At 67.5% G+C, this 14,001-nt stretch carries 11 protein-coding genes and 2 rRNA genes; 2 read left to right on the top strand and 11 right to left on the bottom strand.

Annotation, left to right across the window (positions count from 1 at the left end):
• Positions 1-41: 41 nt before the first annotated feature.
• Genes OHA88_RS34400 through OHA88_RS34390 form a run of 3 tightly spaced genes read right to left on the bottom strand, consistent with a single transcriptional unit; the run spans position 42 to position 2,066 of the window.
• Positions 42-947 carry an NAD kinase gene (locus OHA88_RS34400; protein ID WP_030917881.1) on the bottom strand — a complete coding sequence of 302 codons (906 nt, stop codon included), beginning with the start codon at positions 945-947 and terminating at the stop codon, positions 42-44.
• Positions 944-1,759, bottom strand: a complete 816-nt coding sequence (locus tag OHA88_RS34395; RefSeq protein ID WP_267005911.1) for a TlyA family RNA methyltransferase — start codon at positions 1,757-1,759, stop codon at positions 944-946. The genes OHA88_RS34400 and OHA88_RS34395 overlap by 4 nt, the downstream gene beginning before the upstream one ends.
• Before the next feature lie 7 nt (positions 1,760-1,766).
• On the bottom strand, positions 1,767-2,066 hold the full coding sequence (locus OHA88_RS34390; protein ID WP_326816830.1) for a hypothetical protein: 300 nt from the start codon (positions 2,064-2,066) through the stop codon (positions 1,767-1,769).
• Between the two features lie 42 nt (positions 2,067-2,108).
• On the opposite strand from OHA88_RS34390, the gene OHA88_RS34385 reads away from it, so the two are divergent.
• Positions 2,109-2,456, top strand: a complete 348-nt coding sequence (locus OHA88_RS34385) for an SCP2 sterol-binding domain-containing protein (RefSeq protein ID WP_267005909.1) — start codon at positions 2,109-2,111, stop codon at positions 2,454-2,456.
• A 137-nt stretch (positions 2,457-2,593) separates the two neighbouring features.
• Here OHA88_RS34385 and OHA88_RS34380 read toward each other — a convergent pair whose 3' ends face one another.
• The 4 genes from OHA88_RS34380 to OHA88_RS34365 form a co-directional block, all read right to left on the bottom strand.
• The gene (locus OHA88_RS34380) at positions 2,594-3,412 is read right to left on the bottom strand and encodes an ABC transporter ATP-binding protein (RefSeq protein WP_328628359.1); all 819 of its coding nucleotides are present in this window, start codon (positions 3,410-3,412) and stop codon (positions 2,594-2,596) included.
• 77 nt (positions 3,413-3,489) lie between these two features.
• Complete coding sequence (locus OHA88_RS34375) at positions 3,490-4,560, bottom strand: FecCD family ABC transporter permease (RefSeq protein ID WP_328629860.1); 1,071 nt, start codon at positions 4,558-4,560, stop codon at positions 3,490-3,492.
• Positions 4,561-4,565: 5 nt separating this feature from the next.
• Positions 4,566-5,576 carry a FecCD family ABC transporter permease gene (locus tag OHA88_RS34370; RefSeq protein ID WP_328628358.1) on the bottom strand — a complete coding sequence of 337 codons (1,011 nt, stop codon included), beginning with the start codon at positions 5,574-5,576 and terminating at the stop codon, positions 4,566-4,568.
• Between the two features lie 202 nt (positions 5,577-5,778).
• Positions 5,779-6,807 carry an HAD hydrolase-like protein gene (locus OHA88_RS34365; RefSeq protein ID WP_328628357.1) on the bottom strand — a complete coding sequence of 343 codons (1,029 nt, stop codon included), beginning with the start codon at positions 6,805-6,807 and terminating at the stop codon, positions 5,779-5,781.
• Between the two features lie 72 nt (positions 6,808-6,879).
• Between OHA88_RS34365 and OHA88_RS34360 the strand changes: the two genes are divergently transcribed.
• The gene (locus OHA88_RS34360) at positions 6,880-8,148 is read left to right on the top strand and encodes a DUF1015 domain-containing protein (protein ID WP_328628356.1); all 1,269 of its coding nucleotides are present in this window, start codon (positions 6,880-6,882) and stop codon (positions 8,146-8,148) included.
• A gap of 58 nt (positions 8,149-8,206) precedes the next feature.
• Here the strand turns inward: OHA88_RS34360 and OHA88_RS34355 are convergent, their stop codons facing one another.
• From OHA88_RS34355 to OHA88_RS34340, 4 genes are all read right to left on the bottom strand, one after another.
• Positions 8,207-8,962 carry a tetratricopeptide repeat protein gene (locus OHA88_RS34355; protein ID WP_328629859.1) on the bottom strand — a complete coding sequence of 252 codons (756 nt, stop codon included), beginning with the start codon at positions 8,960-8,962 and terminating at the stop codon, positions 8,207-8,209.
• On the bottom strand, positions 8,899-10,299 hold the full coding sequence (locus OHA88_RS34350; protein ID WP_328629858.1) for a hypothetical protein: 1,401 nt from the start codon (positions 10,297-10,299) through the stop codon (positions 8,899-8,901). Before OHA88_RS34350 ends, OHA88_RS34355 begins: the two co-directional genes overlap by 64 nt.
• Before the next feature lie 252 nt (positions 10,300-10,551).
• A 5S ribosomal RNA gene (rrf, locus tag OHA88_RS34345) occupies positions 10,552-10,668 on the bottom strand.
• Between the two features lie 108 nt (positions 10,669-10,776).
• A 23S ribosomal RNA gene (locus OHA88_RS34340) occupies positions 10,777-13,901 on the bottom strand.
• Positions 13,902-14,001 lie beyond the last annotated feature (100 nt).

Raw genomic sequence — 14,001 nt, 5'->3', positions numbered from 1 at the left:
ACCTGCGGTTCCGGAGCAGACATCCGGCGCACCACGAGCGATCAGTGGGGGGCGCCCCGCCACCCCGAGACCGGCAGCGCGAACTTCGCCACCAGCCGGTCCGTGAACGAGGCATGGTGCAGCCGCGCCAGCCGTACGGGCACCGTCCCGCGCCGCACCTCGACGCGCGCCCCGGCCGGCAGTTCCACGGTCCTGCGCCCGTCGCACCACAGCACCCCGTGCGGCGTGTGCGGCTGGACCTCGACGGCGAGCACCGAGGTCGGCGACGTCACCAGCGGTTTCGCGAACAGGGCATGGGCGCTGATCGGTACCATCAGCAGCGCCTCGACCTCTGGCCACACCACCGGTCCGCCGGCCGAGAACGCGTACGCCGTCGAGCCGGTCGGCGTCGCACAGACGATCCCGTCACAGCCGAATCCGGTGACCGGCCGGCCGTCGATCTCCAGGACGACTTCGAGCATCCGCTCGGGCGACACCTTCTGCACGGCCGCTTCGTTGAGCGCCCAGTCGGTGTGGACGATGTCACCGTTGCTGTGCACCAGGACATCGATCGTCATGCGCTCCTCGACCGCGTACGCACGGGTGACGACCCGGTCGACCACCTTGTCCAGGTCGTCGCGCTCGGCCTCGGCGAGGAAGCCGACCCGGCCGAGGTTGACGCCGAGCATCGGCACCCCGGAGGCCCGGGAGATCTCCGCGCCGCGCAGGAGCGTCCCGTCCCCGCCGAGCACGATCAGCAGCTCACAGCCGTCCACGGCCCCGGGCGTGGCGTCCTCGACCGTCTCCACGGACGGTGGGAGCGGCAGATCGGCGGCCTCCGCGGCAAGGACCCGTACACCGAGTCCACTGCGCAGCAGCCCTTGTACGACGAGCTCGGCGCTGCGGATCGCGGCCGGCCTGCCGGTATGTGCCAAAAGAAAGACAGTTCGTGCCGCATTCGTCGTCAACGAGGCCCCTCCGCCACTGCACGGTCGACATCCGCGGGATCCAGTTCCGGTGCTCCGGCCCGCAGCCACAGAAAGTACTCGACATTGCCGGACGGCCCGGGCAGCGGGCTCGCGGTCACCCCGCGCACTCCGAGCCCCAGCGCCCAGGCCCGGCGCGCCACCTCCCGTACCGCTTCGGCCCGCAGCTCCGGGCTGCGCACCACACCACCGCTGCCGAGCCGCTCCTTGCCCACCTCGAACTGCGGCTTGACCATCAGGACCAGGTCGGCGTCGGGGGCGGCGCAGCGCGCCAGAGCAGGCAGTACGAGCCCCAGCGGGATGAACGACAGATCGCCGACCACCAGGTCCACCGCCTTCCCGTCGATCGCCTCCAGCGTCAATTCCCGCACGTTGGTACGGTCCTTGACGGTGACGCGTTCATCTGACTGCAGCGACCAGGCGAGCTGCCCGTAGCCGACGTCGACGGCCACGACATGGTCGACCCCGGCCCGCAGCAGTACATCGGTGAAGCCGCCGGTCGACGCCCCGGCGTCCAGCGCCCGCCGCCCCTCGGTCTTCAGCCCGAGGGGTACGAAGGCGGCGAGGGCGCCTGCGAGCTTGTGCCCGCCGCGCGAGACGTACTCGGGGTCGCTGTCGTCCTTGATGACGACGACCGCGGCGCTGGTCTCGACCTGGGTGGCGGGTTTGGTCGCGGTGTTGCCGCCGACGGTCACCCGCCCTGCGGCGATCAGCTGGCTCGCGTGCTCACGAGAGCGGGCGAGATTACGGCGTACCAGCTCGGCGTCGAGGCGGCGACGTGCCACTCCTGCCACGTTCGGTTCAGCTCCTGTTGTTGTACGAGGGCATCGGTGCGGGTACCGGTGCGGGTGCGGGCCGGGCGTCCAGCGCGGTCAGCGCATCGCGCAGCCCACGGTGTACATCCTCGTACACCTCGATGTGTCCGTCCGCCGGGAGGTGGTCCGCATCTGCCAGCCGCTCCAGCCGCGCGTCCACCTCGGCGTTTCCGGTGGGGGTGCGCACGACGCCGAGGGGCGCGGGGGCGGCGGGGTCGGGGGCGGGCCCGGCCGTCCCCTCCTGCTCCCCGGGCACCGCTGCGGGCTCCGGCATCAAGTCGCTCATGCGGAAACGCTACCGCGAAGGGCTGAGGTACCGTCGATCACGATGGCGACCATGGCGGAGTGCCGCAGCGCACTCGACAGACTTTCCGACAACCTCACGACGGCCGAGGGCGACGTGCGCAGCGCGGCCGCCCTGGACCGCTCGCTGAGCTGTCACATCAAGGACCTCGCAATCACCTTCACCGGCCGTCTCAAGGGTGGCCGGATCGAGGTACTCGACACGATCGAGGGCCCACCGGTGGAGAAGGCCGAGATCCGTCTCACGATGACCGGCGACGACCTGGTGGCCATGGTGAACGGCGAACTGAACTTCGCAAGGGCCTGGGGCTCCGGAAGAGTCCGCCTGGAAGCAGGCTTCCGAGACCTTCTGCGCCTCAGAACGCTGCTGTAACCCCGACGCCGGCGGTCGAGGGCAGAACGCACCCGCCCACAGCCCCTCCCAACGGCGCACGCCGGGCGGACTCAAGCCCGTCCGGCGCTCGAGGACGAAGCGCGCCCGCAGGCGCGAAGCACCACACCCGCCGCCGTTCAGGCGCCCACCGAATCCACCACCCGCGCGCCCCGCGCGCTGCGCGCGGCCGGCACCACCAACGGCGTCCCCGTCTCCGGATCATCGATCACCTGGCACCGCAGCCCGAACACCCGCTCCACGAGCTCCGCCGTGACCACATCCCCCGGCGCACCCTCGGCAATGATCTCGCCCTGGCGCATGGCGATCAGATGCGTGGCATAGCGCGCGGCATGGTTCAGGTCGTGCAGCACGGCGACCAGCGTGCGCCCCCGCGTCTCGTGCAGCTCCGCGCACAGGTCGAGGACATCTATCTGGTGCTGGATGTCGAGGTACGTCGTCGGCTCGTCGAGCAGCAGCAGCGGTGTCTCCTGAGCGAGCGCCATCGCGATCCAGACCCGCTGTCGCTGCCCGCCGGACAATTCGTCGACATAGCGATCCGCAAGCTCGGCGACACCGGTGGATGCCATCGATTCCTCGACAATGCGTTCGTCCTCCGGTGACCACTGCCGCAGCAGCCCCTGATGCGGATACCGGCCGCGCGCAACCAGGTCGGCGACGGTGATGCCGTCCGGCGCGATCGAGGACTGCGGCAGCAGCCCCAAGGTCTTCGCGACCTTCTTCGCCGGCATCCCATGGATCGTCCTGCCGTCCAGCAGCACCTGTCCCCGGCTCGGCTTGAGCATCCGGGACAGCGCTCGCAACAGCGTGGACTTCCCGCAGGCGTTGGGGCCCACGATCACGGTGAACGAGTTGTCGGGGATCTCGACCGAGAGGTTCTCCGCGATGACCCGCTGGTCGTAGCCGAGGGTCACCGAGTCCGCGGTGAGGCGCTGCATGGTCGTACTCCCGGAGTCGATGGGAAGGGTCGTCGATGTACTGGCGCCACGCGGCGGATTCACCGTCCGGCGGGCTCTCATATCCGCCCCGCCCTGCGCTCGGAGACGAGCAGCCACAGCAGGTAGCAGCCTCCGAGCACCCCGGTGACGACGCCGACCGGCAGCTGCCGGTCGCCGAAGGCGTCCATCGCGATCCAGTCGGCGACAAGCAGCAGTGCGGCGCCCATGAAGGCGGCGGGCGCCAGATTGGGCCCGGGCGAGCGAGTGAGCCGACGGGCCAGCTGCGGGGCGCTCAGCGAAACGAAGGTGATGGGGCCGGCCGCGGCGGTGGCGACGGCGACGAGCAGTACGGCGCAGCCCATCAGGACGAGCCGGGTGCGTTCCACCCGTACACCCAGGGCGTACGCGGCGTCGTCGCCCATCTCCATCATGCGCAGCGCCCGCCCGTGCCCGAGCACCAGCGGAATGAGCAGGCCGCACACCACCAGCAGCGGCCAGACCTGCGCCCAGTCGCGCCCGTCGAGCGAGCCGGTCATCCAGACGACGGCGCGTGTCGCGTCGACCAGGTTGGCCTTGGTGATCAGGTACTGGGCGGCGGCGGTGAGCATCGCGGCCGAGCCGATACCGACGAGCACCAGCCGGTAGCCGTGCATCCCGCGCTTCCAGGCGAGCAGGTAGACGACGACCCCGGTGACCAGCCCACCGACCACCGCACCGCCCGCGACCGCGGCCGCACCGCCCTGGGAGAGGACGATCACCATCAGCGCCCCGACCGTGGCGCCCTGGCCGAAGCCGAGCACATCGGGGCTGCCGAGCGGATTGCGGGAGACGGTCTGGAACACGGCGCCGCCGACCCCGAGCGCCGCGCCGACCAACAGCCCGACAAGGACCCGCGGCAGCCGCAGGTCGGTGACGATGAACTCCTGCTGGAAGGTGCCGTGCCCGAACAGCGTGCTCACGACCTCGCCGGGCGTCATGGCGTAGTCGCCACTGCCGATGAGCACGATCGCGGCTCCTGCAGCCACCGCGGCAAGCACCACGATCACCACGAGCGCCCGGACGTCCACCCGGAAGGAGAGCCCCCCGCCGGTCCGCACGGCCCGCACCGACCGGACCGTGCCGGTTCCGTCCTTCGTACGGGTCTTCATAGCCTTCACAGCTGGGCCATCCTCTTGCGACGTACGAGATGGATGAAGACGGGTCCGCCGAGCAGTGCGGTCACGATGCCGACCTGCAGCTCGGACGGCCGGGCGATCACCCGTCCCACCACGTCCGCGCCGAGCAGCAGCACCGGGGAGAGCACGGCAGCGTACGGCAGGATCCACCGCATGTCGGGCCCGGTGATGGCGCGCACCAGGTGCGGGATCATCAGCCCGATGAAGACGATCGGCCCGCAAGCGGCGGTCGCGGCGCCGCACAGCAGGGTGACGGCGAGCATCGCGAGGACGCGGGTGCGGACCAGATGGGCGCCGAGCGCCCTGGCGGTGTCGTCGCCCATCTCCAGAGCGTTCAGCGGCCGGGCGATGAGCAGCGAGAGGACGACGCCGACCGCTATGAACGGCCACACCTTGCCGACGGTCTCCATGTTCGCCGAGGCCAGCGAACCGACCGTCCAGAACCGCAGCCGGTCGAGCGCCGCCGCGTCCAGCAGCTGTACGGCGTTGACGTAGCCGAACAGTGCGGCGCTGGCCGCGGTCCCGGCGAGCGCGAGTCGTACAGGGGTCGCGGACCGGCTGCCGCCGAGGAGGTACACCACCACCGACACGATCGCGGCACCGAGGAACGCGAACCAGACGTATCCGGTCAGCGAGGTGACACCGAAGAAGCTGATGGCGGATACGACGGCTGCCGACGCGCCCGCGTTGACCCCCAGCAGCCCGGGTTCGGCCAACGGGTTACGGGTCAGGGCCTGCATCACCGCACCGGCGAGGCCGAGCGCGGTGCCGACGATCAGCCCGAGCACGGTCCGCGGAACGCGCACGCCCCGTACGAGGACATCGCCATGGGTTCCGGAGGCGTGGAACAGACCGTGCCAGACATCGGCGAGCGGCAGCGCCTTGGCGCCGATCGCGATACTCGCGAGGCATACCAGCACCAGCGCGACGACGGCGAGCAGCAGCCCCACGGCACGTATCGCAGGGCGCCCGGGGGACGCGGATGTCACCGGCGCGGCTATCGGACCTGCGCTCGGTTCTGGGGGACTCTCGACCAACACGAGGTTAGGTTAGCCTACCCTCCGAAGTTGTCGAGTCGCCCGGATCCCCGCGCGCAACGCAGCGCCGGTTACACCCGATTCGTCCCGCATGGATCCACCACCCGGTGAACTCCCGGGCGCGCCCGCCGAGTAGCGGATCCCGGACGCCGCCCTACAGCCCGAGCCTGGCCACGGCCTTCCCCGCGTCCAGCCCGCAGGCACCCTCACCCGCGTACGACCAGGCAGCCCCGCACAGCGCCCGCAGCCCGTCGAGCACGTCCCCGTCGCCCTCCAGCACCAGCTCGTCGGCGCGCACCGCGGCCGTCCAGCCACCGCAGCCGAACCCGCCGGCGGTCTCGGTCACCTCGGGCTGCCCGGTCAGCAGCCCCCGCAGGTCCGCATCGACATAGGTCGGCCGGTGCCTGGGCTCGGCGGCCACCAGCTGCCTCGCGTCCGTGACCCCGGTGAGCACGAGGAGCGAGTCCACACCGCCGTTGAACGCACCCTCGATGTCCGTGTCCAGCCGGTCCCCGACCACCAGCGGCCGCTTCGCCCCGGTCCGCAGCACCGTCTCCCGATGCATCGGAGGCAACGGCTTCCCGGCGACCTGCGGCTCGGCACCGGTGGCGATCCGTACGACCTCGACCGCCGCACCGTTGCCCGGCGCGATCCCCCGCGCACTCGGAATCGTCAGATCGGTGTTGGACGCGAACCACGGCACCCCCCGGGCAATCGCGTACGCAGCCTCAGCGAACCGGCCCCACGCCATGTCGGGGCCCCCGTACCCCTGCGCCACCGCCGCCGGATCGTCGTCCGCCGACTCCACCGGCACCAGACCACGCTCGACCAGCGCGGCCCTCAGCCCCTCTCCCCCGATCACGAGCACCCGAGCCCCGGCCGGCAGCTGATCGGCCATCAGCCGGGCCACCGCCTGCGACGAGGTGATCACATCGGCGGGCTCGGCCGGCACCCCGAGTTCGGTCAGATGCTCCGCCACCGTGGCCGGTGTACGCAGCGCGTTGTTGGTGACGTACGCGAGATGCATTCCGCCGTCCCGCGCGGCACCCAGCGAGTCGACGGCATGGACGATCGCAGCGCCGCCCGCGTACACCACCCCGTCAAGATCGAGCAGAGCCGTGTCGTACGCCTCGCTCAGCGCGGTGCTGCTCCCGCTCGGCCGGGTCCTGCTCGCCTGACTCATATTTTTACGCTCCTCATGGCATGCTTCTCCCCCGATCATCGCGCATCCCCGCAACGCACATACGATGCAGAAATGAACACAGCCGGCCAGGGACTGCGCCTGATCCCGTTCCGTGGACTGCGCTACGTGCCCGAGCGGGTAGGCAGTCTCGCCGCGGTGACCTCACCGCCGTACGACGTCGTCGTGCGCCCCGACGGGCTGCACCACCTGGAATCTGCGGACCCGTACAACATCGTCCGGCTGATACTGCCGCAGGCCGACACGGCCGCCGCGCGCAACGAGCAGGCCGCCGAGACCCTGAACCGCTGGCTCGACGAGGGGATACTCGCCCCCGAGCCCGAGCCCGCGCTCTATGTCTACGAACAGCGCAACGGCGAAATCCTGCAACGCGGCATCGTCGGGGCACTGGCGCTCTCCGCCCCCGCGGACGGCATCGTGCTGCCGCACGAGGACGTGATGGCCCATGTCGTCGAAGACCGGGCCGACCTGATGCGGACCACAGCCGCCCACCTCGAACCGCTCCTGCTGACCTACCGCAGCGAGGGTCACCCGACCGGCGCGACCGCCGTCATCGAACGCACCATCCACCGGCCGCCACTGCTCACCACCACCACGGAGGACGGCTACTGCCACCGGCTCTGGGCGGTCACCGACCCGGCCGACCGGTCCGAGATCGAAACCGATCTCGCCCGACACCAGGCGCTCATCGCCGACGGCCACCACCGCTGGGCCACGTACCTCCGTCTCCAGCAGGAACACACGGTCCCCGGCCCCTGGGACTTCGGCCTGGTCCTGCTGGTCGACACGGCCCGCTACCCGCTGCGGGTACGCGCCATCCACCGGCTGCTGCACCGCTTCCCGGTCGCCGACGCGCTGGCCGCTCTGAACGGCGCCTTCCGCATCCGGGACATCGAGGGGCCGCTGCCCGTGGCCCTCGACGCCCTCGCCGAGGCGGCCGCCGAAGGCAACGCGTTCCTGCTCGCCGGCGACGGCCGCTTCCACCTCGTCGACCGCCCCGACAAGGCGCTGCTGGCCCGCACCGTCCCGGCCGACCGCCCACTCGCCTGGCGCACCCTCGACGCGACGGTGCTGCACGCGACCCTTCTCGACCATCTGTGGCAGATCCCGGACACCCCGGAGCACATCGCGTACATACACGACACCGAGGCGGCCGTGGACCAGGCCGAGCGCCACAACGCCACCGCGGTCCTGATGCATCCGGTGCGTGAGGAAGTCGTCCGGGACCTGGCCCGGCAGGGCATCACCATGCCGCGCAAGTCCACCTCGTTCGGTCCCAAGCCGGCCTCGGGCCTGGTCCTGCGCAGCCTCGCCCTCGACTGAGCCCGGAGACAAAGAAGAGGGCGGCACCCCTGTCGGGGTACCGCCCTCTTCTCATGTTCTAGGCCTTGTCCGCCGAACCTTCATCATCGGCATCAACATCGACCTCGGCCGCCTCATCGGCGTCATCGTGGTCGTCGCCGAGAGCATCGACGAACTCGACACCGTCCAGCTCGGCGAGCCGGTCCGACGCGTCGGTGGAGCCGTCCTTGTCGGCCTCCACGGTCTTCGCGAACCACTCACGAGCCTCGTCCTCACGGCCCGCGGCCAGCAGTGCATCCGCGTACGCATACCGCAGCCGCGGCGTCCACGGGTGCACGGCGTTCGAGGCCAGCTCGGAGCTCTGCAGGGTGACGATGGCGGCATCGATCTGCCCCATGTCCCTGCGGGCCCCGGCCGCCACCAGCCGCATCTCGACCTGCCCGGCCTTGTCCAGCTTCTGCACCTCGGGCTCGCCGGCCATGGCCATCGCCCGCTCGGGCCGCCCGAGTCCACGCTCGCAGTCGGCCATGACGGGCCACAGCTCCACGGAACCGGTCATCCGCTTCGCCGCCCGGAACTCGGCCAGCGCCTCCGCGTACTTCTGCGTCGCGTACGCGGCAAAGCCGGCCGCCTCACGCACAGCAGCCACCCGCGAGGCCAGCCGCAGCGCGATACGCGCGTACGCGTACGCCTGCTCGGGGTCCTCGTCGATGAGCCGGGCAACCATGACGAGGTTCCTGGCAACATCCTCGGCCAGGGTCTTCGGCAGGCTCAGCAGCTCCTGCCGCACGTCCTTGTCGATCTCGTCACCGGTGACGTCGTCGGGAATCGGCAGCCGCTTGATCGGCTCCCGGTCCCGGTCGTCGCGCCGGTCGAAGCCACCACGGTCGTCCCGCTGTCCGCGGTATCCCCCGCCGCCACGGCTGTCGTCACGGCGGAAGCCACCGGTGCGGCTGTCGTCGTCGCGACGGGGCCCACGCGGCCGGTCGTCACGGCGCTCGAAGCCACCACCGGGACGCCCACCACGCTCATCATCACGACGCGGCGCCCGATCATCACGCGGGAACCTGCCGGAACCGCCACCACGGCTGTCATCGCGACGGAAGCCACCGCCGGCACCGCCACCGCGGCTGTCGTCACGACGGAACCCGCCGCGGTCACCGCCGCTCGTGGGCCGACTGTCGTCACGGCGGAAGCCACCACCGGAACCGCCGCCACGGCTGTCGTCACGGCGGAAGCCACCGGTGCGGCTGTCGTCGTCGCGACGGGGCCCACGCGGCCGGTCGTCACGGCGCTCGAAGCCACCACCGGGACGCCCACCACGCTCATCATCACGACGCGGCCCGCGGTAGCCACCACGGTCGTCGTCACGACGCGGCGCACGATCATCGCGACGGAACCCACCGCCGGCACCGCCACCGCGGCTGTCGTCACGACGGAACCCGCCGCGGTCACCGCCGCTCGTGGGCCGACTGTCGTCACGACGGAACCCACCACCGGAACCGCCACCGCGACTGTCATCGCGCCGGAAGCCACCGCCGGCACCGCCACCGCGACTGTCGTCACGACGGAACCCGCCGCGGTCACCGCCGCTCGTGGGCCGACTGTCGTCACGACGGAACCCACCACCGGAACCGCCACCGCGACTGTCATCGCGCCGGAAGCCACCGCCGGAACCGCCACCGCGACTGTCGTCACGACGGAACCCGCCGCGGTCACCGCCGCTCGTGGGCCGACTGTCGTCACGACGGAAGCCACCACCGGAACCGCCGCCACGGCTGTCGTCACGGCGGAAGCCGCCGGTGCGGCTGTCGTCGTCGCGACGGGGCCCACGCGGCCGGTCGTCACGGCGCTCGAAGCCACCACCGGGACGCCCACCACGCTCATCATCACGACGCGGCGCACGATCATCGCGACGGAAGCCGCCGCCGGAACCGGAGCCGCCACCGCGGTTGTCGTCACGACGGAACCCACCACCGGAACCGCCGCGGTCGTCCCGAGGGAACCTGCCGCCGGCACCGCCACCGCGGCTGTCATCACGACGGAACCCACCACCGGAGCCACCGCCACGGCTGTCGTCACGACGCGGCCCGCGATCACGGTCGTCGCGACGGACGCCACCACCGGCACCGCCGCTCGTCGGCCGGCCCTCATCACGGCGGTTGCCACCACGGTCGTTGTCCCGACGCGGGCTTCCGGACCGGTCGTCACGACCACCCCGGAAGCCGCCCCGGTCACCATCGTCCCGGCGACGCGGCTCGCGCTCCGAACGATCGTCGGGAGAGTTGGTGGACATGGGTGGAACTCCTGTCTTCGGGTACTACACACATTCTCGCGCAGTCGGCCACCCGACGCGCTTCGGCAAAACAAAAAAGGACCCTTGGTCCCAGCATGAACGCTGGGACCAAGGGTCCTTGAAAGATTGTTCGGCGGCGTCCTACTCTCCCACAGGGTCCCCCCTGCAGTACCATCGGCGCTGAAAGGCTTAGCTTCCGGGTTCGGAATGTAACCGGGCGTTTCCCTAACGCAATGACCACCGAAACCCTATCGGGTTCTAGCGAACAAGCACACTTTTCAATTAAGTAGTGAAGCTGTTCAACCGGTGCGACTGTTCGCAACCCGGGAACAACACAGTGGACGCGAGCAACTGAGGACAAGCCCTCGGCCTATTAGTACCAGTCAGCTCCACCCGTTGCCGGGCTTCCACATCTGGCCTATCAACCCAGTCGTCTACTGGGAGCCTTAACCCCTCAAAGGGGGTGGGAATACTCATCTCGAAGCAGGCTTCCCGCTTAGATGCTTTCAGCGGTTATCCTTTCCGAACGTAGCCAACCAGCCATGCCCTTGGCAGGACAACTGGCACACCAGAGGTTCGTCCGTCCCGGTCCTCTCGTACTAGGGACAGCCCTTCTCAATATTCCTACGCGCGCAGCGGATAGGGACCGAACTGTCTCACGACGTTCTAAACCCAGCTCGCGTACCGCTTTAATGGGCGAACAGCCCAACCCTTGGGACCGACTCCAGCCCCAGGATGCGACGAGCCGACATCGAGGTGCCAAACCATCCCGTCGATATGGACTCTTGGGGAAGATCAGCCTGTTATCCCCGGGGTACCTTTTATCCGTTGAGCGACAGCGCTTCCACAAGCCACTGCCGGATCACTAGTCCCGACTTTCGTCCCTGCTCGACCCGTCGGTCTCACAGTCAAGCTCCCTTGTGCACTTACACTCAACACCTGATTGCCAACCAGGCTGAGGGAACCTTTGGGCGCCTCCGTTACTCTTTAGGAGGCAACCGCCCCAGTTAAACTACCCATCAGACACTGTCCCTGATCCGGATCACGGACCCAGGTTAGACATCCAGCACGACCAGAGTGGTATTTCAACGGCGACTCCACAACCACTGGCGTGGCTGCTTCAAAGTCTCCCACCTATCCTACACAAGCCGAACCGAACACCAATATCAAACTGTAGTAAAGGTCCCGGGGTCTTTCCGTCCTGCTGCGCGAAACGAGCATCTTTACTCGTAGTGCAATTTCACCGGGCCTATGGTTGAGACAGTCGAGAAGTCGTTACGCCATTCGTGCAGGTCGGAACTTACCCGACAAGGAATTTCGCTACCTTAGGATGGTTATAGTTACCACCGCCGTTTACTGGCGCTTAAGTTCTCAGCTTCGCCGACCCGAAAGTCAGCTAACCGGTCCCCTTAACGTTCCAGCACCGGGCAGGCGTCAGTCCGTATACATCGCCTTACGGCTTCGCACGGACCTGTGTTTTTAGTAAACAGTCGCTTCTCGCTGGTCTCTGCGGCCACCCCCAGCTCATGGAGTAAATCCAATCACCAGTGATGGCCCCCTTCTCCCGAAGTTACGGGGGCATTTTGCCGAGTTCCTTAACCATAGTTCACCCGAACGCCTCGGTATTCTCTACCTGACCACCTGAGTCGGTTTAGGGTACGGGCCGCCATGAAACTCGCTAGAGGCTTTTCTCGACAGCATAGGATCATCCACTTCACCACAATCGGCTCGGCATCAGGTCTCAGGCTTAATGTGTGACGGATTTGCCTATCACACGCCCTACACCCTTACCCCGGGACTACCACCGCCCGGGCTGGACTACCTTCCTGCGTCACCCCATCGCTTACCTACTACAAGTCTGGTTCGTCGGCTCCACCACTACCCTCAACTCCGAAGAGATCGGGCCGGCTTCACGGACTTAGCATCGCCTGATTCAGTACTGGGCGTTTCAAAGCGGGTACCGGAATATCAACCGGTTGTCCATCGACTACGCCTGTCGGCCTCGCCTTAGGTCCCGACTTACCCTGGGCAGATCAGCTTGACCCAGGAACCCTTAGTCAATCGGCGCACACGTTTCTCACGTGTGTATCGCTACTCATGCCTGCATTCTCACTCGTGAACCGTCCACAACTCGCTTCCGCGGCTGCTTCACCCGGCACACGACGCTCCCCTACCCATCCCAGCAGGCGTTGGCCCTATATGCTGGAATGACACGACTTCGGCGGTACGCTTGAGCCCCGCTACATTGTCGGCGCGGAATCACTTGACCAGTGAGCTATTACGCACTCTTTCAAGGGTGGCTGCTTCTAAGCCAACCTCCTGGTTGTCTCTGCGACTCCACATCCTTTCCCACTTAGCGTACGCTTAGGGGCCTTAGTCGATGCTCTGGGCTGTTTCCCTCTCGACCATGGAGCTTATCCCCCACAGTCTCACTGCCGTGCTCTCACTTACCGGCATTCGGAGTTTGGCTAAGGTCAGTAACCCGGTAGGGCCCATCGCCTATCCAGTGCTCTACCTCCGGCAAGAAACACACGACGCTGCACCTAAATGCATTTCGGGGAGAACCAGCTATCACGGAGTTTGATTGGCCTTTCACCCCTAACCACAGGTCATCCCCCAGGTTTTCAACCCTGGTGGGTTCGGTCCTCCACGAAGTCTTACCTCCGCTTCAACCTGCCCATGGCTAGATCACTCCGCTTCGGGTCTTGAGCGTGCTACTAAAACGCCCTATTCGGACTCGCTTTCGCTACGGCTTCCCCACACGGGTTAACCTCGCAACACACCGCAAACTCGCAGGCTCATTCTTCAAAAGGCACGCAGTCACGACTGTTGCTCCGAAGAACAACAGCGACGCTCCCACGGCTTGTAGGCACACGGTTTCAGGTACTATTTCACTCCGCTCCCGCGGTACTTTTCACCATTCCCTCACGGTACTATCCGCTATCGGTCACCAGGGAATATTTAGGCTTAGCGGGTGGTCCCGCCAGATTCACACGGGATTTCTCGGGCCCCGTGCTACTTGGGTGTCTCTTAAACGAGCCGTTGATGTTTCAGCTACGGGGGTCTTACCCTCTACGCCGGACCTTTCGCATGTCCTTCGCCTACATCAACGGTTTCTGACTCGCCTCACAGCCGGCAGACTGTGAAAAAGAGATCCCACAACCCCGCATGCGCAACCCCTGCCGGGTATCACACGCATACGGTTTGGCCTCATCCAGTTTCGCTCGCCACTACTCCCGGAATCACGGTTGTTTTCTCTTCCTGAGGGTACTGAGATGTTTCACTTCCCCTCGTTCCCTCCACACTGCCTATGTGTTCAGCAGCGGGTGACAGCCCATGACGACTGCCGGGTTTCCCCATTCGGACACCCCCGGATCAAAGCTCGGTTGACAGCTCCCCGGGGCCTATCGTGGCCTCCCACGTCCTTCATCGGTTCCTGGTGCCAAGGCATCCACCGTGCGCCCTTAAAAACTTGGCCACAGATGCTCGCGTCCACTGTGCAGTTCTCAAGCAACGACCAGCCACCCATCACCCCACCCCTAAGGGCGAGTTCACTGGGGCCGGCGTTTGAAGGCAAC

Source organism: Streptomyces sp. NBC_00353, assembly GCF_036108815.1.
In the GTDB taxonomy this organism is placed as follows: domain Bacteria; phylum Actinomycetota; class Actinomycetes; order Streptomycetales; family Streptomycetaceae; genus Streptomyces.
Note: the sequence above shows the minus strand (reverse complement) of the source record. Positions and strands in the feature narration are given on the sequence as shown.

What these genes read in the sequence shown, in the direction of transcription:
- OHA88_RS34390 (WP_326816830.1), bottom strand. Translation starts at nt 2,066, where the DNA reads ATGAGCGACTTGATGCCGGAGCCCGCAGCGGTGCCCGGGGAGCAGGAG.
- OHA88_RS34360 (WP_328628356.1), top strand. Translation starts at nt 6,880, where the DNA reads ATGAACACAGCCGGCCAGGGACTGCGCCTGATCCCGTTCCGTGGACTG.
- OHA88_RS34385 (WP_267005909.1), top strand. Translation starts at nt 2,109, where the DNA reads ATGGCGACCATGGCGGAGTGCCGCAGCGCACTCGACAGACTTTCCGAC.
- OHA88_RS34380 (WP_328628359.1), bottom strand. Translation starts at nt 3,412, where the DNA reads ATGCAGCGCCTCACCGCGGACTCGGTGACCCTCGGCTACGACCAGCGG.
- OHA88_RS34365 (WP_328628357.1), bottom strand. Translation starts at nt 6,807, where the DNA reads ATGAGTCAGGCGAGCAGGACCCGGCCGAGCGGGAGCAGCACCGCGCTG.
- OHA88_RS34375 (WP_328629860.1), bottom strand. Translation starts at nt 4,560, where the DNA reads ATGAAGACCCGTACGAAGGACGGAACCGGCACGGTCCGGTCGGTGCGG.